24 protein-coding genes are annotated in these 19,602 nt (G+C 44.7%); 22 read left to right on the forward strand and 2 right to left on the reverse strand.

Annotated elements, in window-relative coordinates; all coding sequences use genetic code 11:
• The first annotated feature begins 256 nt into the window (after positions 1-256).
• The 8 genes from A8709_RS19300 (at position 257) to A8709_RS19335 (ending at position 8,136) form a co-directional block, all read left to right on the forward strand.
• The gene (locus tag A8709_RS19300; protein WP_065854171.1) at positions 257-1,180 is read left to right on the forward strand and encodes an ABC transporter permease; all 924 of its coding nucleotides are present in this window, start codon (positions 257-259) and stop codon (positions 1,178-1,180) included.
• A 13-nt stretch (positions 1,181-1,193) separates the two neighbouring features.
• Complete coding sequence (locus A8709_RS19305; protein WP_065854173.1) at positions 1,194-2,084, forward strand: carbohydrate ABC transporter permease; 891 nt, start codon at positions 1,194-1,196, stop codon at positions 2,082-2,084.
• Positions 2,085-2,155: 71 nt separating this feature from the next.
• Complete coding sequence (locus tag A8709_RS19310; RefSeq protein WP_425262338.1) at positions 2,156-3,757, forward strand: extracellular solute-binding protein; 1,602 nt, start codon at positions 2,156-2,158, stop codon at positions 3,755-3,757.
• A 128-nt stretch (positions 3,758-3,885) separates the two neighbouring features.
• Entirely contained in the window at positions 3,886-4,326 is a 441-nt protein-coding gene (locus A8709_RS19315) for a MarR family winged helix-turn-helix transcriptional regulator (RefSeq protein ID WP_065854177.1), read from the forward strand.
• Between the two features lie 38 nt (positions 4,327-4,364).
• Positions 4,365-5,285: an AEC family transporter gene (locus A8709_RS19320; protein WP_065854179.1), complete on the forward strand. Its 921-nt coding sequence runs from the start codon at positions 4,365-4,367 to the stop codon at positions 5,283-5,285.
• Between the two features lie 97 nt (positions 5,286-5,382).
• Positions 5,383-5,685, forward strand: coding sequence for a hypothetical protein (locus A8709_RS19325; RefSeq protein ID WP_065854180.1), 303 nt, complete (start codon positions 5,383-5,385; stop codon positions 5,683-5,685).
• A gap of 30 nt (positions 5,686-5,715) precedes the next feature.
• Positions 5,716-6,081 carry a DUF423 domain-containing protein gene (locus A8709_RS19330; RefSeq protein ID WP_065854269.1) on the forward strand — a complete coding sequence of 122 codons (366 nt, stop codon included), beginning with the start codon at positions 5,716-5,718 and terminating at the stop codon, positions 6,079-6,081.
• 192 nt (positions 6,082-6,273) lie between these two features.
• The gene (locus tag A8709_RS19335) at positions 6,274-8,136 is read left to right on the forward strand and encodes a putative bifunctional diguanylate cyclase/phosphodiesterase (RefSeq protein WP_065854182.1); all 1,863 of its coding nucleotides are present in this window, start codon (positions 6,274-6,276) and stop codon (positions 8,134-8,136) included.
• A gap of 42 nt (positions 8,137-8,178) precedes the next feature.
• Here the strand turns inward: A8709_RS19335 and A8709_RS19340 are convergent, their stop codons facing one another.
• Complete coding sequence (locus A8709_RS19340; RefSeq protein ID WP_065854184.1) at positions 8,179-8,691, reverse strand: hypothetical protein; 513 nt, start codon at positions 8,689-8,691, stop codon at positions 8,179-8,181.
• 205 nt (positions 8,692-8,896) lie between these two features.
• On the opposite strand from A8709_RS19340, the gene A8709_RS19345 reads away from it, so the two are divergent.
• The 7 genes from A8709_RS19345 to A8709_RS19375 all read left to right on the forward strand — a co-directional run bounded on the left by A8709_RS19345 (position 8,897) and on the right by A8709_RS19375 (position 13,172).
• Positions 8,897-9,085 carry a hypothetical protein gene (locus tag A8709_RS19345; protein WP_065854186.1) on the forward strand — a complete coding sequence of 63 codons (189 nt, stop codon included), beginning with the start codon at positions 8,897-8,899 and terminating at the stop codon, positions 9,083-9,085.
• Positions 9,086-9,124: 39 nt separating this feature from the next.
• A complete protein-coding gene (locus tag A8709_RS19350) occupies positions 9,125-9,400 on the forward strand; it encodes a hypothetical protein (protein WP_065854188.1) in 276 nt (91 codons plus the stop codon).
• Between the two features lie 95 nt (positions 9,401-9,495).
• A complete protein-coding gene (locus A8709_RS19355) occupies positions 9,496-9,798 on the forward strand; it encodes a YunC family protein (protein WP_065854190.1) in 303 nt (100 codons plus the stop codon).
• Between the two features lie 276 nt (positions 9,799-10,074).
• The gene (locus A8709_RS19360; protein WP_065854271.1) at positions 10,075-10,815 is read left to right on the forward strand and encodes a basic amino acid ABC transporter substrate-binding protein; all 741 of its coding nucleotides are present in this window, start codon (positions 10,075-10,077) and stop codon (positions 10,813-10,815) included.
• 81 nt (positions 10,816-10,896) lie between these two features.
• A complete protein-coding gene (locus A8709_RS19365; protein WP_065854192.1) occupies positions 10,897-11,544 on the forward strand; it encodes an amino acid ABC transporter permease in 648 nt (215 codons plus the stop codon).
• Between the two features lie 11 nt (positions 11,545-11,555).
• A complete protein-coding gene (locus tag A8709_RS19370; protein WP_065854273.1) occupies positions 11,556-12,278 on the forward strand; it encodes an amino acid ABC transporter ATP-binding protein in 723 nt (240 codons plus the stop codon).
• A gap of 75 nt (positions 12,279-12,353) precedes the next feature.
• Complete coding sequence (locus tag A8709_RS19375; RefSeq protein ID WP_141692594.1) at positions 12,354-13,172, forward strand: hypothetical protein; 819 nt, start codon at positions 12,354-12,356, stop codon at positions 13,170-13,172.
• A gap of 45 nt (positions 13,173-13,217) precedes the next feature.
• Here the strand turns inward: A8709_RS19375 and A8709_RS19380 are convergent, their stop codons facing one another.
• Positions 13,218-14,384 carry an FAD-dependent monooxygenase gene (locus A8709_RS19380; protein WP_084225160.1) on the reverse strand — a complete coding sequence of 389 codons (1,167 nt, stop codon included), beginning with the start codon at positions 14,382-14,384 and terminating at the stop codon, positions 13,218-13,220.
• A 187-nt stretch (positions 14,385-14,571) separates the two neighbouring features.
• Here A8709_RS19380 and A8709_RS19385 point away from each other — a divergent pair, with 187 nt between their 5' ends.
• The 7 genes from A8709_RS19385 to A8709_RS19415 all read left to right on the forward strand — a co-directional run bounded on the left by A8709_RS19385 (position 14,572) and on the right by A8709_RS19415 (position 19,592).
• Positions 14,572-15,033 carry a MarR family winged helix-turn-helix transcriptional regulator gene (locus tag A8709_RS19385; RefSeq protein ID WP_065854197.1) on the forward strand — a complete coding sequence of 154 codons (462 nt, stop codon included), beginning with the start codon at positions 14,572-14,574 and terminating at the stop codon, positions 15,031-15,033.
• A 38-nt stretch (positions 15,034-15,071) separates the two neighbouring features.
• Positions 15,072-16,301: an MFS transporter gene (locus A8709_RS19390; protein ID WP_244163260.1), complete on the forward strand. Its 1,230-nt coding sequence runs from the start codon at positions 15,072-15,074 to the stop codon at positions 16,299-16,301.
• A gap of 187 nt (positions 16,302-16,488) precedes the next feature.
• Positions 16,489-16,914 carry a DMT family transporter gene (locus A8709_RS19395; protein WP_065854200.1) on the forward strand — a complete coding sequence of 142 codons (426 nt, stop codon included), beginning with the start codon at positions 16,489-16,491 and terminating at the stop codon, positions 16,912-16,914.
• A 34-nt stretch (positions 16,915-16,948) separates the two neighbouring features.
• The gene (locus tag A8709_RS19400; protein WP_065854202.1) at positions 16,949-17,662 is read left to right on the forward strand and encodes a Crp/Fnr family transcriptional regulator; all 714 of its coding nucleotides are present in this window, start codon (positions 16,949-16,951) and stop codon (positions 17,660-17,662) included.
• Positions 17,659-18,144 carry a DMT family transporter gene (locus A8709_RS19405; protein WP_065854204.1) on the forward strand — a complete coding sequence of 162 codons (486 nt, stop codon included), beginning with the start codon at positions 17,659-17,661 and terminating at the stop codon, positions 18,142-18,144. The genes A8709_RS19400 and A8709_RS19405 overlap by 4 nt, the downstream gene beginning before the upstream one ends.
• Before the next feature lies 1 nt (position 18,145).
• Positions 18,146-18,739 (forward strand): HD domain-containing protein, encoded by a 594-nt coding sequence (locus A8709_RS19410; RefSeq protein WP_065854206.1) that lies wholly within the window; start codon positions 18,146-18,148, stop codon positions 18,737-18,739.
• Positions 18,740-18,890: 151 nt separating this feature from the next.
• A complete protein-coding gene (locus A8709_RS19415; RefSeq protein WP_065854208.1) occupies positions 18,891-19,592 on the forward strand; it encodes an FHA domain-containing protein in 702 nt (233 codons plus the stop codon).
• The last annotated feature ends 10 nt before the right edge of the window (positions 19,593-19,602 follow it).

A 19,602-nucleotide genomic window follows, 5' to 3' on the forward strand; every position in this document is an offset into this window, starting at 1 on the left:
TTGGTACGAAAAGTATATTCCAACTATATAACGCTTAACCTGAAATAGGATAGCCCCGCTGGCGGAAAATGGGGTAGAAACGCCAGAAAATCCATGAATGTTTAGATTGTGCATATGAATTGGAGGTGTTCACAAGCCAGTTCGTTCATAAATGTTAGCAGATCTTCAGTATCGGGGTTGGGATGATTCTGTTTATAATTCGAGTATGGCAACCGACAAGCACGACAAGACATATTAATGCAGGGAGGTTAACCGCATGATCCGAAAGAAAGGATTCTTCTATGAGCTAAACAAAAATAAATTGTTGTTTCTCATGATAGCGCCAACACTGATTTTCTTCTTTATTAATTCGTACGTACCGATGGTTGGGATCTACTTCGCTTTCACCAGGTTTGACTTTAATGGAGGGCTTTTCGGAAGTCCATTTGTAGGCTTACAGAACTTTGAGTTCCTATGGAAGTCAGGAGTGCTATGGGTGTTGGCAAGGAATACAGTAGCGTATAATCTTGCGTTTATCGTGTTTTTAAACGTGGGAGCCATCTTTAGTGCCATCTTACTCAGTGAATTAACAGGGAATTTTTTCAAGAAAATTACACAATCTGTGATGTTCTTACCTTATTTTATTTCATTTGTCCTCCTGAATGCAATCGCTTACAACATGTTTAATTATGATACTGGTTTTGTGAACACGACCTTGAAATCATGGGGTTCAAACCCCGTGGACATTTATAACACGCCTTCTGCTTGGGTGGTATTATTGGTGCTATTTTATGTATGGAAAAATGTTGGCTACACCATGGTCATCTACCTCGCCACCATAACGGGCATCAGTGATGAATATTATGAAGCCGCTACCATTGATGGAGCGAACATTTTCCAACGGATCTGGTACATTACGGTTCCGATGCTGAAGCCAACCTTCATTATATTGCTCTTATTTGCACTCGGTAGCATCATGAAGGGGCAGTTCGATCTCTTCTACCAGTTAATTGGAAATAACGGCATTCTGTATAATACGACAGACATTTTGGATACTTATGTGTTCCGCTCCTTGAAGGTTACGTTTGATATCGGGATGGCGACGTCTGCTGGTTTATTTCAATCCATCTTCGGTTTTGTACTGATTATGACCGTCAACTTTCTGATCAAAAAATCAAACGATGAGTATGCGCTGTTCTAGGAGGTGAGCGACATTGAGAACTAGAGGAATAGATTCGATTACATTTAATATCTTGGCTTACCTCATCATTATTGCGATATCGATTGTCTGTATCTTCCCTTTCCTGCTCATTATTTCGGGTTCTTTTACGGACAATGAATCGATTATTCGTAATGGCTACCATCTCTTTCCGCAGGACTTTTCATTAACAGCCTACAAAGCTGTACTGACCTTTCCGCAGAAAGTATTAAAAGCGTATAGTGTCACGATTTTCGTGACGGTGGTAGGTACGGTTCTCGGATTGTTCATGATGACGATGGCCGGGTATGTGCTGCAGAGGAAGGATTTTAAGTATCGCAACAAGCTGTCCTTCTTCATCTACTTCACGACGCTGTTTGGCGGTGGACTTGTCCCTTGGTACATCCTCATTACGAAATATTTACAGTTAACAGATACGTATGTGGCCTTGATTTTTCCAGGGCTGATGTCTCCCTTTCTCATTATATTAATGCGCAGCTTCATTAAGTCGTCTATCCCGGAGGAACTTACAGAGTCTTCGAAAATTGATGGCGCTAACGATTTCACGATTTATTATCGTGTGGTGATACCGCTGGCGATGCCTGGGATTGCAACCGTTGGTTTATTCCTAGCCTTACAATATTGGAATAGCTGGTTTGCCACCTCGCTTTTCATTAATGATCAGAGCAAATACGAGCTGCAGTATTTCTTGTATAACATCATTAACACCGCAGCAGCGATCTCACAGTTAGGTGTAAGTACTGGGGCGACCATGGGCCAAACGATTCCAACGGAATCGACGAAATTAGCGATGGCCATTATCGTAACGGGGCCCATCTTGTTCTTGTACCCTTTCGTGCAACGGTTCTTTGTTAAAGGATTAACGATAGGCGCTGTCAAAGGTTAGAACTGAACCGGAGCGATTCCGTCAGCTAACATAGATTGTTCCACCCATCCAAAGCACTAATAAAAGGGAGGATTTACATGAAAAGAAATGCAAAGAAGATGTACAGTGTGTCTGTGGCGATTGCGCTTGTTGGCTCGGTGGTTGCTGGGTGCTCTAGCTCGACATCGACGAGTTCTCCGAGTCCTTCCGCAGCAACGGCAACGAAAACACCGGATGCTACCGCAGCAGCCACAGCTACAGCGAAGGCAACAGGCCTAGATATTTCCAAGAAAGTGGAATTGCAATTTTATATGCTAGGGCCCGCACCGAAAGATTTGCCTGTCATTGAAGATGAAATTAATAAGTTAGCATTGAAGGATCTGAACGCAACTGTTAAATTTAATTTCACGACATGGACGGATTGGGATCAGAAATATAAGCTTTTATTATCTTCCGGCCAAGCGGTCGATCTGATCTTCACGGCGGATTGGACGCAATACCAAGCTTACGCGAAAAAAGGAGCCTTCCTGCCACTGGATGATTTACTTCCTAAAGCGGCACCTAAGCTAAATAGTTTTGTACCGAAGGATATGTGGGATGCTGTCAAAATCGATGGCAAAATTTATACGGTGCCTGCGACGTACAAGGAATATGTGACAACGGGCTTCATCTGGCGTGAAGATCTTAGAGCGAAATTCAATTTGCCGAAGCCGGACTCCTTAGCGAATTTCGAAGCCTATCTTGCGGGTATCAAGAAAAATGTGCCTGATATGGTTCCTTTGGCAGCCAATAGTGACGTGAAGTCCAATCTTTCTGATCTTTACAAAAATTTAACAATCGATCCTGTTGGAGCGCTTCCTTACGGCATGAACATTTCGTATAAAAATCCAGGAGAAGTCACTTCGTACTGGGGCTCTCCAGAGCACCTGAACGAACTGAAAACGATGAAAAGATGGCAGGATGCCGGTTACATTTCGAAGAACGTCCTGAATGTGAAGGATGCCATGACGGACTTGATTACAAGCGGTAAAGCCGCTGCCAACTTAGGCGATAACCCTAGCCGTTACAACGATCAGAAGCTGCAAATCGCTGCCGCTCACCCAGATTGGAAACTTGAATACTATCCAGCTCCTTTGATCAAAGGTCACGCTGAGCCGGTTCACCCGATTCACAATGGCTTCGCGATTCCAAAGAGCAGCAAAAACCCTGAGCGCGCACTTGCCTTCTATGAAAAAATGGTCACAGACAAAACGTACAATCAATTGACGGAGTACGGAATCCTAGGTAAAAACTATACGGTAGATAATGGTTACTACACGATGATTGGTGACACTAACAGCAATGGTTTTCCTAGAGAAGCTATGCAAGGCTGGGCTTGGCGAAATCCTGAGTTCATGTTGTTCGACAAAGGCTATGATGGCGTGAAGCAAATTTTCAGTGATTTGGATAAAATTGCATCACCTGATAAGTTCACAGGATTTGCTGAAGACTACACGAGCTACCAAGCGGAGAAAGCAGCTTTAGAGCAAGTGGAGAAACAATATCTGTATCCACTCGAAGCAGGTCTTGTGGCGGATGTTGAAGGTGGATTGAAAACATTTATGGAAAAGGCGAAAGTAGCGGGTCTGGATAAAATTCAAGCTGAGTACAAGAAACAATGGCTTGCGTATGTGAACAGTGCCGGCATTAAATAAGACGAAGTAGTGAATGGGCGCTCCTCAATAGGGCGCTCTTTGCGTTGTGTATTGACAGAGGGAGGCTTTTTGTTTAAATTGGAAGCAAATCGATTGTTCGCAATAAGATAGAAGAAAGGAACATAGCCATGAGCAGTAGTGAATTTTTGAAGCTGGAAAATCAATTGTGCTTTAGCTTATATGCAAGCTCAAGGGCAATTACCCGCATGTATCGTCCATTTCTGGAGGAGCTCGGCATTACCTATCCGCAATACTTGGTCCTATTAGTTCTATGGGATCAGAAAGAAAGCACGGTCAAAGAATTGAGTGAGAAGCTCGACTTGGATTCGGGAACACTGACACCGATGCTCAAGCGCATGGAAGCGCAGCAGCTGCTAGTTCGGAAACGTTCGCAGGAGGATGAGCGTGTGGTGCTGATCCACATTACAGAAGCTGGCCTAGCCCTTTATGAGCGGGCACTCTGCATCCCACAGACGCTATTCGAAGCGAGCGGGATGTCACCGGAAGAGATTACGAATTTTAATCTGCAATTAAAGCGAATTATATCAAGCGTGAATGCCCATTCTTAAGGCGTTATCAGGGATTCTCGATGAATTGAGGCTTTGAAATGAATTATTTCGTGTATATTCTCGTCAATAATATTGTGCCTATTTGCATCATGATTGCCATTGGTGTCACCATGTATCGTGCATTTCGCATTGATATTCGGACCCTTTCAAAGCTTAATTTCTATGTATTTTCGCCTGCGCTAGTATTCGTAAAGCTGTATGAGTCGGAGATGAGTCTCTCGATCCTCATGCAGGTGCTCTTATTCTTTGTTATTTTCTTCAGTTTGCTGTTCGCGATCATTGAAGTGATCATCCGTATTCAGAAGATGCAGCGCGGCATGCGGATCGCCATGCGAAATAGTGTTATTTTCTACAATAGTGCGAACTATGCCTTACCTTTGAATCAAACGGTATTTGCCGGAAATGCCTATACGTTAGCGATCCAAATCGTCATTATGATCATGCAAACGCTAATTCCCAATACCTATGGGATTTACTCGTTAAATGCTCATAAAGCATCCTGGAAGGCTACGATGAAAACGATACTCTCGTTGCCGGTCATTTATGCCATTCCCATTGCGCTGGTGTTGAGGTATTATCATGTGCCAGTCCCGGATTCGATTCATTTGCCATTGACTTACATATCCAATGCTTTCATGGCGACAGCCTTATTGACACTGGGCGTACAGCTTGGTGCGATGAAATGGGAATTTCACTTCTCGCGGGTGCTGCTGTCGAATTTTCTTCGTCTAGCTATTTCTCCTTTGCTTGGTGTTCTCGTTGTATGGATGTTGGGCATTGAGGGCTTAACAGCGAAGGCGTTGATTCTATCTTGCGCAGTACCCACTTCGTTAAGCAGCGTACTGCTGGCTATCGAGTATGAGAATGAGGCGGAGTTTTCTTCGCAGGCTGTCTTTACTTCGACACTTTTCAGCATGTTTACGATACCAATTGTCATTTATTTGTTGGATTTTATCTGAAGATAATAGGGTATGATGGAATTAGCAGGAATATCGACAATTTCGGCGAATGGGTAGATATACCTAAACTTATCCAAATTCAAGGGGGATGTCTACCATGCGTTACCAATTTTGCCAGTACGTTACGATTGTCGATATGAGCGATGAAATTTTGTCTGAGGTGATATTCGAACATGGAGAATTTGAATCAAATGCTGTAGCGATTGGTTCCTCTGTGTTGATTCATCAGCTGGGTCTGAAGCAATTTGATGTTGTGTATGACAAGCGTGAAGGTAAGACCACTCGTTATAAGATTGAGGATATTGAGGTTAATTTGATCGAGCAGCCGACGGTAACGCGTGTTTTCTTGGAGCCTGTTCGATTGATTGTTGGTCAGCATGATATTGGTGAAGTGGAGTAAGTCAGATTGCTTGTGAAAGGATTTATGATCATGAAATTGTTTGTACTGCTCGGAAGCTTGAATGCCTTTTTGTCTGTCGCTTTGGGTGCGTTCGGCGCCCACTATTTAAAAACGAAAATTCCCGATAAGATTGACGTGTTTCAAACAGGTGTTCATTACCACATGATTCATGCGGTAGCCTTACTTGTGATTGCCGTGCTTTATGAGAAATTAGGCAATCAGTCCATGGTAAATGCTTCTGGTTGGGCGATCTTTATCGGTATCATTTTATTCTCCGGTAGTCTTTATGCCCTGAGTTTGACGGGATTGAAGATCTTCGGACCGATTACGCCGCTAGGTGGATTGAGCTTCTTGGTAGGATGGATTCTTTTGGCCCTTGCAGCAATTAAATCCTAAAATACGAGCAGAGTCGGAGAAATCCGACTCTTTTCGTATTTTAGGGCAGGAAAGCAGGAAAAGGCACAACCTTTGTAGAAAGAAGTCAATGATTGGTAATGTGATCGTGAATCGGCAGAGACTTGGGAGTAAGAACGGATAAGTATGACATGCTTCCCTTAGTTTGATTGAACAATGTAAGGAGGCTCATTCGTGAAAAATCGGCTCTATATTGGCGGATATGCAGTCGTGGCTATACTCGTAAGCATCTTAGTAAAGCCTTATGCGACTTGGATTTGTCTCTTGGGCGCACTTGTGCTTCTTTACTTCTTATATGGTAAAAAGACGCAGCAACAACCTATTCCAAAAGAATTGCCTCGGGATCACGCCTATTTAAGTGTGTTGGATTCCTTATTTGAGCATAATCCGAATGCGATCGGGATCTTTAATGAAGAAGGCCGGTTCATTCGAATGAACCAAGCGGCGGAATCGATTTTAGGCTACTCGGCCTCGGAGCTTCTGCATCAACCCTTCACGAACATCGTGACAGAAGAACAGTTGAGACGAACAGAGCGGCATCTGGAGCAAAGCGGCAACGGGAAGCCCTATACCTTTGAGACTTCCGTCCATCATCAGCGCGGATATCGGGTTGATTTGCATGTGACTGCGGTTCCTGTTGATATTCATCACCATACCAAAGGGAACATTCTGATTTGTCAGGATGTGACGGAACGGAAACGTGGGGATGAACAAGTCCGTTATATGGCTTATTACGATGATATGACCGGGCTCCCGAATCGAAGATTATTTCGAGATCATCTGAATGAACGTCTTCTCCAATGCAAAGCAGATGGACATAAAGTTGCGGTGTTTTACTTAGACATTGATCGCTTTAAGCTGGTGAATGATAGCTTCGGCCACGATTATGGCAACATGCTGCTGCTGCAGCTTGCTGAACGGTTCACTCGTATTGTAACCGAAGACGATTTCCTTGCTCGAACGGAAGGGGATGAATTCGCCTTCTTCTATTCGAATGTGGAGGATGCGAACGATGTTATCAGCGTGATTGCTGAGATCAATCGTGTGCTGGAAAAACCATTTCTCCTAGAACAATATGAACTGCATGTGACGTCCAGCATCGGTGTCGCGATCTCGTCAGAAGATTCGGATGAAGCCGAAACGTTGATGAAATACGCAGATATCGCGCTTGCACGGGCCAAAGAAAAGGGCAGAAATGATTATCAGATTTTCAATACGGATATGAAGTCTGTTTCCATTAATCGCCTGCGACTCGAGAATGAATTGCGCAGAGCGCTAGTCAATGAAGAATTCGAACTTTTCTATCAACCTCAAGTCGATATTGGATCAGCTAGAATTGTAGGCGTTGAAGCGTTAATTAGGTGGCGTCATCCGGAAAAGGGTTTGGTCATGCCGAATTACTTTATTCCATTAGCCGAAGAAAGTGGACTGATTGTTCCGATAGGCGAATGGGTACTCCGCGCGGCCTGCAAACAGAATAAAGCTTGGCAGTCCGAAGGTCATCCTGCGATCCCGATCTCCGTGAATTTATCCGTGCGACAGTTTTTCCAGCATAACTTGAAAGGGAAAATCAGCCACGTGTTAGAACAGACGGGGTTGGATCCACAATATTTGGAACTAGAAATTACGGAAAGCATGACGATGGACGTTGATCATGCGATTCAATCGCTGCTTGAGTTGAAAGAACTTGGCGTGAATGTCAGTATCGATGATTTCGGTACGGGGTATAGCTCGCTGTACTACTTGAAAAAGTTCCCAATTGATAAGCTGAAGATTGACCGCTCATTCGTACGAGATATTATGGTGGATCCGAATGACGCGGCCATTGTTGCAACGATTATCGCAATGACGCATCACTTGAACTTGAAGGTGATCGCCGAAGGCGTAGAGACCGAAGATCAACTGCAATTCCTATTTCAGAATCGCTGCAACGAAGTACAGGGCTATTGGTTCAGTCCGCCCGTTGCGAAAGACGATCTAGAGCATATGCTTAGAAATGGTATAGCCGCTGCGTCAATAGCCGCATCCGGCGAATAATAAAAGGTACCTTTGCTGATCGTCAGCAAAGGTACCTTTTTCTCAATTAAATGTTTCGTAATCTTCGATCTCGTTCAACTTAAATAAATATACTTTCTTCTCGTCGACGTGATAAACAGTGACATTCTGACTGCTCCCGTCAAAATTCAAGATGCGACAGGGCAGACTGAGCTTGATGCCTTGCGCTTTAATGACCGTCAAACGGATTAACGTATTGCCAGCTTTAAATTTCTCGAGCTGCTCCACAATGTTAGAGGCTGCTTCCGAACTTGTCACTCGCTTCGCCAATGGAACTGCCGAAGGAGCGGGAGCTGGCGGAGGAGCTGTGGGCTTCTTACTTGTATGTATGGAAGGAAGGCTTTCAGGTTTCTTGTTGAGTTCAATTAGCTGCCCAAGCCCAATACCTTTAAGAATTTGATAATCTTTGACGCTGTCTACATTTAACAAGTGAAGGAGCTTTTCCATTGCAAGGCCATTAGTTGTTTCTTCAATTAAAATCTCTACGGTGAATAAATGTCCACTCTTCGGACTTATGTTTGAATCCCGTTGGCTCATATGGCCTCCTTACCGCACTGAAATCGCACTTATATGTACTATATCACGATATCACAATCAAATGTAGATCCTCTTTCACAAAAGGTTTTGCAGCAGGTAATATTTGTATTGCCTCCTATTCCAGGGAGAAGTACTATGGTCTTAGTGAACTTCCTCTCGGTATCTGTGACGGTTGGAAAATCAAATGACAGAAGGAGGAATCGGATTGGAAGAAGATGCAGCAGCAAGAGAAGCGTTGCGATTAAAGTTAATTGAAGCGGAAGTCAGCCTTAAATTAGCAGAGGAAGAATATGAACAATTTCGAGAACAATTAAAGAGATATGAAGATACCATTAAGGAGCAGAAGGAAACCATACGGGTGATAAAAGCCAATACGGGACTGCACCTCCAATAAAGCTTTGAAGTAAAATAAATGGCATAAGGAAGGTGAACTATGAAATGGATTGTACTCGTTGTCATCCTACTTCTTGTCCTTCTTTTGGTTTATAAATTTACTTTGAAAATGAAGGATAAGGTTGAGACGAATAAGGTTATTAACATGTCGTTGCAGCGCCGTAAAAAGTCTCAAAGCATTAATAAGCAAACGTGCTCCTATTGCCGTAAAAAAGAAAAGAAGTTGTCCTTCTATGCCGATGAGCAAGGAAGAGTCGTTGGTGTTTGCAAGGTGTGTCAACCGCAAGCCGAACGGAGAGCGCTCAGAAGGCTCTGAATAGAAAAAATACATAATCTTTACAACGATGTCACACCGTACTAGCCGCGGGCGCATATACTACCGTAAGACTGCGAAGAGGAGCTGTGCAGAGTATGATGCGCGTAGAACCCATTCTTCTTGAAGGACATACAGCAATCGCGATAGAGGTTAAATTGCCAAAGACAACCTTGCTAGTGGTGACAACGGATAAAGGTTATATTATGTGTGGAGCCCTTGACGTGGGACTTCTCAACGAGCGATTAAGTGACAGGAATATTGTAGCGGCACGCGCAACCGGGGTTCGCACGATTGAAGAGCTCCTGGAAGCACCGCTTGAATCGGTGACGTATACGGCGGAAGACTTAGGCATTGTGGCGGGTATGACAGGCAGGGAAGCAATTTTGAAAATGATGTGAACAGTTTCATGATCTGTGGAGCACTTGGGTTTATTAGACCTAAGTGTTTTTTTCTTTTGGGCATAAGAACAAACAAGCTATATAAATGTTGTGCATAGAAATGAAAATGCATAAAAATACACTTTTCCTGCAATTTCCACGGATATTTGTAGCTTGTAGGTGTTGTCATTTTATTGACCAAGTGTTAATATATGAAACGTCCATTACATAGAACGGGGGAATTCAATAGTGAAAAAGGTCATATTTTCAGTTGTAGCAGCAGCTTTGGTTTTGACAATGACAGCTTGTGGAGCAAAAGACAGCGGTGGCACAAAAGTAAAATTTGCAACAGATGCCGCTTATGCACCGATGGAATTCATGGATAAAGATAAGGTATCTGGTTTTGATATTGACTTCGTTGGAGAAGTGATGAAAGAAGCAGGTCTTGCCTATAGTGTGACGAACACAGGTTGGGATACAATGTTGACGAGTGTTCAACAAGGTAAAGAGTATCAAGCAGGGATTTCCAGCGTGTCGATTACAGATGAGCGTAAACAAACTTATGATTATTCGGCTCCTTATTTTGAATCCACGAACATGATTCTTGTTAAAGAAGGCAGCCCGATCAAAAGCGCCGCGGATCTGAAAGATAAGAAAGTAGCGGTTCAAATTTCGACGACAGCGGATACGCTAATGACGAAAATCATGGGTTCCGATAACAAGTCTTTGAAACGTATGGACAACAACACATTGGCATTACTCGAACTTGAGAACAACGGTGTAGACGCAGTTGTTGCTGATATTGCTATCATTCGTGAATATGTAAAAAATAATCCAAATAAAAAACTCGTTTCCATCGCAGATCCAAAAAACTTTGATTCTGAGTACTACGGCATTTTGCTTCCAAAAGGCAGTGACCTCAAAGCGAAGATTGATCCTGCGATCAAGAAAGTGATTGAGAACGGCACGTACGCGACCGTATACAAAAAGTGGTTCGGTCAAGAGCCAGATACGAAGAAGTTGCTCGATCAAAAATAAAATTCAAAAGCATGCGTAATGTAACCTTGCGCATGCTTTTATTCTGTGAGTAGCACAATAATTAAAGGAAGGAAGTGTGGAATGGATTTTCGCTGGGATATTATTCTTGATTACTTGCCCTTGCTGCTGAAAGGTACGTTATGGACGATTGGTATTTCCATTCTCTCCATTTGTTTCGGGTCCGTATTAGGGCTGGCAGTTGGTTTAGGTAAAATGTCACACCGCGGCTATCTGAGATGGCCAACTAGCATGTATGTTAACTTTTTCCGTGGCACACCGTTGCTCGTTCAAATATTACTTGTGCACTTCGGCGTCGTACCACTGATTCTAGGGGAAACGAACCCGATCGTCGCTTCCATCGTTGCCTTATCCTTAAATTCAGCGGGGTATATGGCGGAGATTTTCCGGGCAGGTATTCAATCCATTGACAAAGGTCAAACGGAAGCGGCGCATTCCCTGGGCATGACGCATTTTCAAACGATGAAGTCGGTTGTTTTACCGCAAGCCATTAAGCGTATGATTCCACCGTTCGGTAACGAATTTATTGTTTTGGTCAAAGATTCATCCTTGTTTGCTATTATCGCAGCACCTGAACTGATGTATTGGTCGAACGCGATGCGCAGCCAATATTTCCGGGTATGGGAGCCATATCTAACAGCTGCACTTATTTATTTCATTTTAACCTACTCTCTTAGCAAGCTTCTCAGCTATATCGAAAGGAGAGTATAACGATGACGGCCATGATTGAAGTTCGTAATTTGAAAAAAGCATTCGGTGATAACGTCGTTTTGCGTGACATTAGCACGGATATTCAGCACCAAGAGGTGCTCGTTGTTATTGGACCTTCGGGTTCTGGGAAATCAACGTTCCTGCGTTGTTTGAACCTGTTAGAACAGCCGAATGGCGGTACAATTCATATCGAGGGCCGTAATCTGATGGATCCAGCGAATAAAATCAATGAGATCCGCATGGAATTGGGCATGGTGTTTCAACGGTTTCACCTCTTTCCGCATATGAAGGTGATTGATAACATCATGTTGGCGCCGATGCAGGTTCGCAAATGGCCAGAGGAGAAAGCGCGGAAGAACGCTCTGGAGCTGCTCGCCAAGGTAGGACTTGCGGATAAAGCGAATGCGTTGCCTGACTCGCTATCCGGCGGTCAAGCACAGCGTGTGGCGATTGCCCGGGCCCTGGCTATGGAGCCGAAGATCATGTTGTTCGATGAGCCGACATCAGCTCTCGATCCTGAGATGGTTGGCGAAGTGCTCGCGGTAATGAAGCAATTAGCTAAAGAGGGGATGACGATGGTCGTCGTTACCCATGAAATGGGCTTTGCTCGTGAAGTGGGCGACCGCGTTATGTTCATGGAGCAGGGTGTGATCGTTGAGGAAGGCAAGCCGCAGCAGATTTTTGAGCAACCGACGCAGGAACGAACGAAATCGTTTCTTTCGAAAGTTTTGTAGTTGAATGTAAATATATGAGGGTCGCGCTGAGCGCGGCTCTTTTTGTTATATCGATAATAGTTAGTTTTCGGCTCGATGGGGAAAATAATCTCAAAAGGGGCTGGTGTTGATTTTATGAAAAAACGAGTAAATTTTCTATTCTTACTTCTTACACTTAGCAGTTTATTTGCATCTAAAGATGCGCAAGCCGAACAACCTAAGAAAGTGGTTGAACATTTTATCAATCATGTTATAAAAAATGAACATGATTTAGCTAGGTCATATTTATTTGATACAAGGTTAGCGATTCCAGAGTTAAAAGAAACCACTGCGATTGGTAAATTCAACGTACTTACAACACCTCAAAAAAAAGATACTCAAGTCGTGGTAGCGTATTTTAAAGGTGAACCTGGCGGTGAACGAGTCGCATTCATATGGGAAATCATCGTTAGAGATGAAAAAATTTCATACATACAGGTTATTCACGATGGTGCTAAGCCACTGCTGGAAGAAGCGAAATTGGTGAAGGAATATCAATTGAAGTATCACAGACGCGTATTGGTGCCCACGGAATTCCCAGCTGAGATTACTGGCTTTCATGGTTATATGACTGAAAAAAATGGAACGCTGCCTGAGACTCTAGATTTAGGATATGGCATGGAGTCTCTGCACAGCTACTTGCACATCGCGGTATTCCCTGTAACTGAGCATCTAGATCGATTTATTTGGAAAAACACCGAGATTCTCCAGCTAAAAGACGGAACAAAAGTGTTATATCATGCAAACTTTGATTTGGGATATGAAATTCGTTTTCAGAAAGATGGTTTGAATTATAAATTAGCGGTAGGCAAGAAAAACTTAAGCAAAAAGTTTACAGTAGATGATTTATTGAAAATCGCGGAATCTATGAAATAAAGGCAGACTTGGACTGTCCATTTCATGTGAAGAAGCTATGCCCAATTACTGCACTTCATAACCAATAATAGAATCAAAACGGCGAATATAACCAGCATCAGATAAAGAAGCTAGAATCTTATTTCGGCCGTAGATAAGCAGCGGGTTCTCAAGTTGTACGATTCGTCCCATGGACCGAGACATCCGTACGATCCGGTTAGTACGTGCCTTACGCTCTTTCTCATAGGCTAAAAGTGCAGACGGAATATCCGAATGCCGCAGGCACCTTGCCAGGACGATGGCATCTTCAATTGCCTGAGCGCCGCCTTGCCCTAAGTTCGGCAGCATTGGATGGGCTGCATCGCCGAGCAACGTCATTCTACCGGAACTCCACCTGCGTAAAGGGGGGCGGTCAAAGATAGGATGACCAAGAATGGTGGAGCCTTCAGTTGCTTCAATAGCAGACACGATCGGGCTGTACCAACCGTGAAATTGACGCAATAGTTCTGCCTTCCTCATTTCTATCGGCGGTATGTTCCCTTCAGGCGCATTAATTGCTGCAAACCAGAATAGACGGCCATTGCCGAGGCTGGAAAGTCCGAAACGTTTGCCGGGTCCCAGCGCCTCGAATCCCCCGCCATTATTTCCGTGGAGTGCCTCCTCCGTTGAACAGACACCTCTTAAAGCGAGATACCCCGAGTAACGGACTGGATGTTGACCGAAAAGGTGTTCTCTTACGGCAGAGTGAATCCCATCTGCTCCGATAATAACATCGGCTTCCTCCTGAGTACCATCTCCGAAAACAGCGATGGCTCCCTGGTCACTTTGTTTCCCATCAACCCACTGTTTATGGGTCTGAATCGTTGCTCTCTCACTTACGGCTTGCACAAGAATCGATTGCAGGTCAGCTCTATGGATGACATAGCTTTGCATGCCGTATAGTGCCGCTTGTTTGGCCGCTGGAAGACTTGTAATGACGGTGCCTTCCCACGTTCGAATGTCAGCCTGAACGACTGGTGCCCCTACGTGTCTGACTGTTTCCCCAACGCCAAGAAGATCGAGTGCTTTCATCGCATTGGCAGCTAGCACAATGCCGGCGCCGGCTTCTCTCAGTGATGTTGCCTTGTCGTAAACCAGTACTTGCCAACCCTCCAGCTGAAGAGACAAGGCCGTGCATAATCCACCGATTCCCGCCCCGACTACGATCGCTTTCCGTTTCGATCCTGTGCTCATATGTAGAACCTCCAACTTCATTCGTTTCGCGCTACCCAATGTAGACTCATCATAACAAGACGGAGGGCTGCTGACCACCCCAAATGAACCATGCATCATTGCAGATCAGAAGACCTTGATGACCTTGACAGAATTGGTTGTCTAGCATATAGTTGTCTAAACAACTAATTTCGAAGGGGCATCAAACATGTCAATCGAATCTAACATGCTGCCGATCGGATTTGCGATGGGCGTTACATACCGCAAGCTGTCGGCCTTGTTTCAACAACGGCTGAGCGCACATGGCATAACGCCGGAGCAATGGTCTGCGTTGTATCATATTGATTGCGCTCAAGGCTTGATCCAGCGTGAAATCGCTGAACGGACCAGTAAGGACAAGCCAACGACGACGCGGATTTTGGACCATTTGGAGAAGAAGGGACTTATCTATAAGAAAGCGGGCGATCGTGATCGACGATCATTTCTCGTATATAGTACGGAGCTTGGACAAGAGGTCATCCGCGTCACTACCCCGATCGAAGACAGTATGACGGCGGAAGTAAAAGCATGCATGTCGGAAGAGGAGTATGCCATCATGATGGACTTGCTGCTGCGTATTCAACGGCATATCGGCGGAAAGCTCGGACATACGGAGCAAGTCGAAGACTAATACTATTGTCATATATTTTGATTGGAGATGAAGTTAACGTGCAGCAAGAACAACAGCCAACTCCACTATGGACGAGACCGTTCATTGCGTTGACAACTTGTTTTTTTCTATTATTCCTCAGTTTGCAAATGCTTCTTTCATCCTTTCCAGCCTATGTGAAGGATGAATTTCACGCTGGCAACATCCAAACCAGCTTGGTGACGGCTGTATTCGCGTTGGCGGCCATCGTATCCCGTTTCGCGACGGCATCGCTCATGCAGCGTGTATCGCGAATGAAGCTGCTGCTGGCAGGCCTTATCATCGCTGCGGCAACGACGGCGCTGTACGCGGCCGCGGGCTCTTTCGCCACGTTATTGTCGCTGCGTATTGGCTACGGCATCGGCTTCGGGATGGCGAGCACAATTTTGCCGACGCTGGTATCCCGTATCATTCCATTGCGCCGTATGGGCGAGGGCATTGGTTATTTCGGGTTGTCTACGAGTTTGGCCATGTCGATCGGTCCATCCATCGGGCTGAATGTGATGAAACAAGCCGGTTTCATGCCATTGACAATGATCGGTTTGATAACATCCGTGGCTATTTTTCCAATCTTGTGGCTTTCGCGTTCGAAGCGGGATCAAGCCCTTATAGAGCCGGCAAAGCCTGCTCAGCAAGCCAATTTATCCAACACTGCAGCCAAACCAGGCTTTAACCGAAAACTGTTGTTCCCCGTGCTGCTGAATGTTTTTCTCTCTATCACGTACAGCGGTCTGCTTAGTTTTCTTGCGTTGTTCGGCGACTATGTACATATTGAACAAGTGGGCTTATTCTTCTTGTTCAACGCCGTGACGATTATTCTCGTTCGTCCGTTCTCCGGTCGCATCTTTGATCGTTTCGGACATGCGTCAGTGCTCATTCCTGCTGGATTGTTTGTCACGGCCAGCATGGCGGTGCTGTCGAATACACATACGATGCCGATGCTCATCGTGTCGGCGCTACTTTATGGTATAGGATTCGGCGCCATTCAGCCTACCATTCAGGCCTGGATGCTGCGTTCCTCGCGGCCAGAGCAGTATGGCATGGCGAACAGCATGTTTTACAATTCAACGGATTTCGGCGTTGCGATAGGTTCGATTCTGCTCGGTATCATTTCATCGGCAACGAACTACTCGGTGATGTACAGATACTCGGCGGGTGTTATGGCTGTATTCGTCGTCCTAGGGGCGCTGCAGTATGTCATGACGACTAGACGTGTCAAAATAAGCAATGGCGATATGGTCGGTTCTTGAACGGCTATACGGCAAGTAAATAAATAGGCAGCCAACAAGAAAGGCAGCTGATCCCTTGTGGATCGGCTGCCTTTTTGCAAAGTAGATAAAACATAGAGATAATAAACGAGGACATATGTCCTATCAGGCTCCCCTTACTCCTCGTTATATTAGAATAAGGATTGAAGATGAGGAGGCATACAGGAAGATGAAAGGTGTCATATATGCTATTTTAGGCGGTGTTTTCCTTACTTTACAGGGGACAGCGAACGCGTTCATCGGTGAGAAGATCGGAACATGGCAGGCAGCTGCACTTACGCAGGGGACTGGGTTTGTAGCCGCATTGCTGCTCGTCTGGATGGTCGGTGATAAATCGTGGAAAAACGTTAAGAAAGTGAAGCCAGCATATCTGCTCGGAGGAGCTTTTGCTGCTTTTATCCTATTTAGCAACATAACAGCGTTTCACCGCAATGGCGCGGCACTAACGGTGTCGGCGGTGCTGATTGCTCAAATCCTAGTAACCTTAATCTTGGAAAAAAGAGGCTTCTTCGCCTCGGTTTCGCCTCGATTGCGAACATCGCAATGGGTCGGTGTCGGGTTAATGGTTATCGGTATTTTATGTTTGACTTTATAAAAATGAGTGTGCCAAGTAAGGTGGGATGACAGCAATGAAAGAAATCATGGATACGAAACGGATCAATCAGTATCTCAGTCAATTTGGTCTGGATGATGTGATACCGAAGGAGTTGCGAAAACATCTGGCCCTATACCGTTTTGAACCGGATGAAGCCTTATGTCTGCAAGGTGAAGTTCCCCAATATATTCATTTTATCGTGCAAGGCAAGGTCAAAGTGTATACCACCTCATCGGAAGGTAGAACACTGCTAATTAATTTTACAATCCCATTAGGGGTAATTGGTGAAATTGAATGTTTGAGTGAGAAGGTGAATCTCAACACAGTAACAGCTGTATTTCCTGTAGAGACGATAGGTGTTCATAAACGTTGGTTAACCCAATATGAAGACGAGACTTCATTTCTGCGATTTTTACTTAACTTAGTTTCTCATAAATTTTACCAAAAATCGAAATCGCTTAGTTCTATTCTTCTGTATCCAGTTGAAGTTAGGCTCGCCAGTTATCTACTGTCAGTCTCTGCGGAGGATGAGAAGGGGGCAGAGCTTTCCAGTTTAAATATGACGAGTTTAAAAGATACAGCAAACCTGATCGGAACAAGTTACCGACATTTGAACCGGGTTCTTCAGGGATTTTGTTCCACAGGGCTCGTTGAGCGGAGTAAGGGTAAGCTCGTTGTGATCGACCGGGAGGGGCTAACCGAAGTGGCAGGCTGGAATATTTATGAGAATGGGGAGAGCAAATCATGATCGTAGGGGTATTGATGGCCATAATGGCAGGCGCCTTCATAAGCATTCAAACGATGTTCAATAGTAAAGTGAATGAAGCTGTGAGCTCACATTCCACGACGGCTCTTGTGCTGGGGATGGGTTTCTTAGCATCCATTAGTATGGGATTCCTCTTCGATGGAACGGGACTCTTCTCTGTGAAATCTATGCAGCCATGGTTCTGGTTTAGCGGTTTGCTAGGGATTGGTGTTGTGACGTGTGTTGTAAATGGTGTGAAAATGCTGGGACCAAGCTACGCGATTTCGATTGTAATGGTATCCCAATTGCTATGTGCCGTATGGTGGGATTCCGTGGGCTGGTTCGGGTTGGAGACTGTCCCTTTTACCATTCAAAAAGCAGTAGGAGTAACGGTATTAATCTGTGGCCTGTTATTATATAAAGCAAAGCCCAGAAATGCTAAAAATAACATACAACATAATGAATCACTACAAGGAGATTTTTGAGATGACCATAGATCGTATTAGACAACAAATTCAGTTTATTCGTGAGATTGATGAATTGAAGCATGTGCTCCGGCAATCTTACCTAATGAATGGCTCTCGGCGCGAAAATGATGCAGAGCATACCTGGCATATTGCTGTCATGGGGATTTTGCTCCTAGAACATGCAGTAGAGCGCAATTTGGATGTGAAAAAAATCGTACACATGCTCCTCATTCATGATCTAGTTGAGATTGATGCAGGTGATACATTTGCCTACGACGTCAAAGGCAATGAGGATAAATGGGAGCGGGAATTAGCGGCCGCTAAGCGCATTTATGGGATTCTTCCAGCGGATCAGCAAAAAGAATGGATGGATTTATGGCTTGAATTTGAAGAAGGCCATACGGCTGAAGCCAAATATGCTGCAGCAATCGACCGTCTTCACCCGGTGCTTCATAATTTTTATACCGAAGGAAAAGCATGGAAAGCCAATCAGGTCGCGGTTGCTTCCGTTCAGAAAAGGGTAGCCATCATTGCGGAAGCTGCTCCTATATTAGGTGAATATGTAGCTGCTTTGCTGGAAGAGGCGGTTGAAAAGGGTTATCTTTTGCCATAGCGTTAAGGTATTGGATAACGTTCGATGTTATTGAAATGTGAGTGAATCATCAGTGAAAAGTGATTATATTCATGCTCAGTTTGAGTTACGATAAATAGTGGTATTCTGCACGATCGGTGGCAGTTTGCCCTAATAAAACGGAGGTATCAGAATGGAAGAAGATTTTGCATGCCTGTACATCATTCGCGGAGAACCTTACCAACCGGGCACTTGCATCAATCTGGGCGAGTTTGAAACGCTTGTCGGGCGGGTGTCCAATCAGCTGACGCCAGATTTGGCCTTTACGAACGCTTTTATTTCTCGGCAGCATTTCGTCATCCGTAAGGAGCAGGACAAGGCAGTGCTGTACGATCTGGGGAGCCGTCACGGAACGGAAATCAACGGCGTACGATTAACACCCCACACCCCATACCCACTAAACAATTTTGATATTATTAGGCTTGCAAAAGGCATGACTGTCCTCCACTTTTCTTATATGTTTGCCGATCAAACGCTTGAAATCGAACCGCTCAGCATCACTAGGCAGCTAGAAGTGCCCGAATTGCCTCTGACAATACATTGGGAGAAAAGGGAATGTGTAGTCGAAGGGAAGCGGATCCCGATGTCAGAAAAAGAATATTTGCTGATTCGTGTGCTTCATGAGAAAGCGAACCAGCTTGTTACGATTGAGGAAATCAAATCTAACGTATGGCCGGAACGGTCGCCGGGCGTGGAAGGCGTCTCGGATGTGTCGTTTGATGAATTAAATGCCCTGATTTATCGGGTGCGCAAAAAATACGGCAAAGAAACCTTTCTCATTAGCGCAGTACGGGGCAGCGGCTACGTGCTCGAGTCGGAACTGATATCGTCATAACGAAAGTGGG

Source organism: Paenibacillus pectinilyticus, from assembly GCF_001700435.1.
Lineage (GTDB): Bacteria > Bacillota > Bacilli > Paenibacillales > NBRC-103111 > Paenibacillus_E > Paenibacillus_E pectinilyticus.

What these genes read in the sequence shown, in the direction of transcription:
- A8709_RS19300 (WP_065854171.1), top strand. Translation starts at nt 257, where the DNA reads ATGATCCGAAAGAAAGGATTCTTCTATGAGCTAAACAAAAATAAATTG.
- A8709_RS19315 (WP_065854177.1), top strand. Translation starts at nt 3,886, where the DNA reads ATGAGCAGTAGTGAATTTTTGAAGCTGGAAAATCAATTGTGCTTTAGC.
- A8709_RS19320 (WP_065854179.1), top strand. Translation starts at nt 4,365, where the DNA reads ATGAATTATTTCGTGTATATTCTCGTCAATAATATTGTGCCTATTTGC.
- A8709_RS19325 (WP_065854180.1), top strand. Translation starts at nt 5,383, where the DNA reads ATGCGTTACCAATTTTGCCAGTACGTTACGATTGTCGATATGAGCGAT.
- A8709_RS19330 (WP_065854269.1), top strand. Translation starts at nt 5,716, where the DNA reads ATGAAATTGTTTGTACTGCTCGGAAGCTTGAATGCCTTTTTGTCTGTC.
- A8709_RS19340 (WP_065854184.1), bottom strand. Translation starts at nt 8,691, where the DNA reads ATGAGCCAACGGGATTCAAACATAAGTCCGAAGAGTGGACATTTATTC.
- A8709_RS19350 (WP_065854188.1), top strand. Translation starts at nt 9,125, where the DNA reads ATGAAATGGATTGTACTCGTTGTCATCCTACTTCTTGTCCTTCTTTTG.
- A8709_RS19355 (WP_065854190.1), top strand. Translation starts at nt 9,496, where the DNA reads ATGATGCGCGTAGAACCCATTCTTCTTGAAGGACATACAGCAATCGCG.
- A8709_RS19360 (WP_065854271.1), top strand. Translation starts at nt 10,075, where the DNA reads ATGACAGCTTGTGGAGCAAAAGACAGCGGTGGCACAAAAGTAAAATTT.
- A8709_RS19365 (WP_065854192.1), top strand. Translation starts at nt 10,897, where the DNA reads ATGGATTTTCGCTGGGATATTATTCTTGATTACTTGCCCTTGCTGCTG.
- A8709_RS19370 (WP_065854273.1), top strand. Translation starts at nt 11,556, where the DNA reads ATGATTGAAGTTCGTAATTTGAAAAAAGCATTCGGTGATAACGTCGTT.
- A8709_RS19375 (WP_141692594.1), top strand. Translation starts at nt 12,354, where the DNA reads ATGGGGAAAATAATCTCAAAAGGGGCTGGTGTTGATTTTATGAAAAAA.
- A8709_RS19380 (WP_084225160.1), bottom strand. Translation starts at nt 14,384, where the DNA reads ATGAGCACAGGATCGAAACGGAAAGCGATCGTAGTCGGGGCGGGAATC.
- A8709_RS19385 (WP_065854197.1), top strand. Translation starts at nt 14,572, where the DNA reads ATGTCAATCGAATCTAACATGCTGCCGATCGGATTTGCGATGGGCGTT.
- A8709_RS19395 (WP_065854200.1), top strand. Translation starts at nt 16,489, where the DNA reads ATGAAAGGTGTCATATATGCTATTTTAGGCGGTGTTTTCCTTACTTTA.
- A8709_RS19400 (WP_065854202.1), top strand. Translation starts at nt 16,949, where the DNA reads ATGAAAGAAATCATGGATACGAAACGGATCAATCAGTATCTCAGTCAA.
- A8709_RS19405 (WP_065854204.1), top strand. Translation starts at nt 17,659, where the DNA reads ATGATCGTAGGGGTATTGATGGCCATAATGGCAGGCGCCTTCATAAGC.
- A8709_RS19410 (WP_065854206.1), top strand. Translation starts at nt 18,146, where the DNA reads ATGACCATAGATCGTATTAGACAACAAATTCAGTTTATTCGTGAGATT.
- A8709_RS19415 (WP_065854208.1), top strand. Translation starts at nt 18,891, where the DNA reads ATGGAAGAAGATTTTGCATGCCTGTACATCATTCGCGGAGAACCTTAC.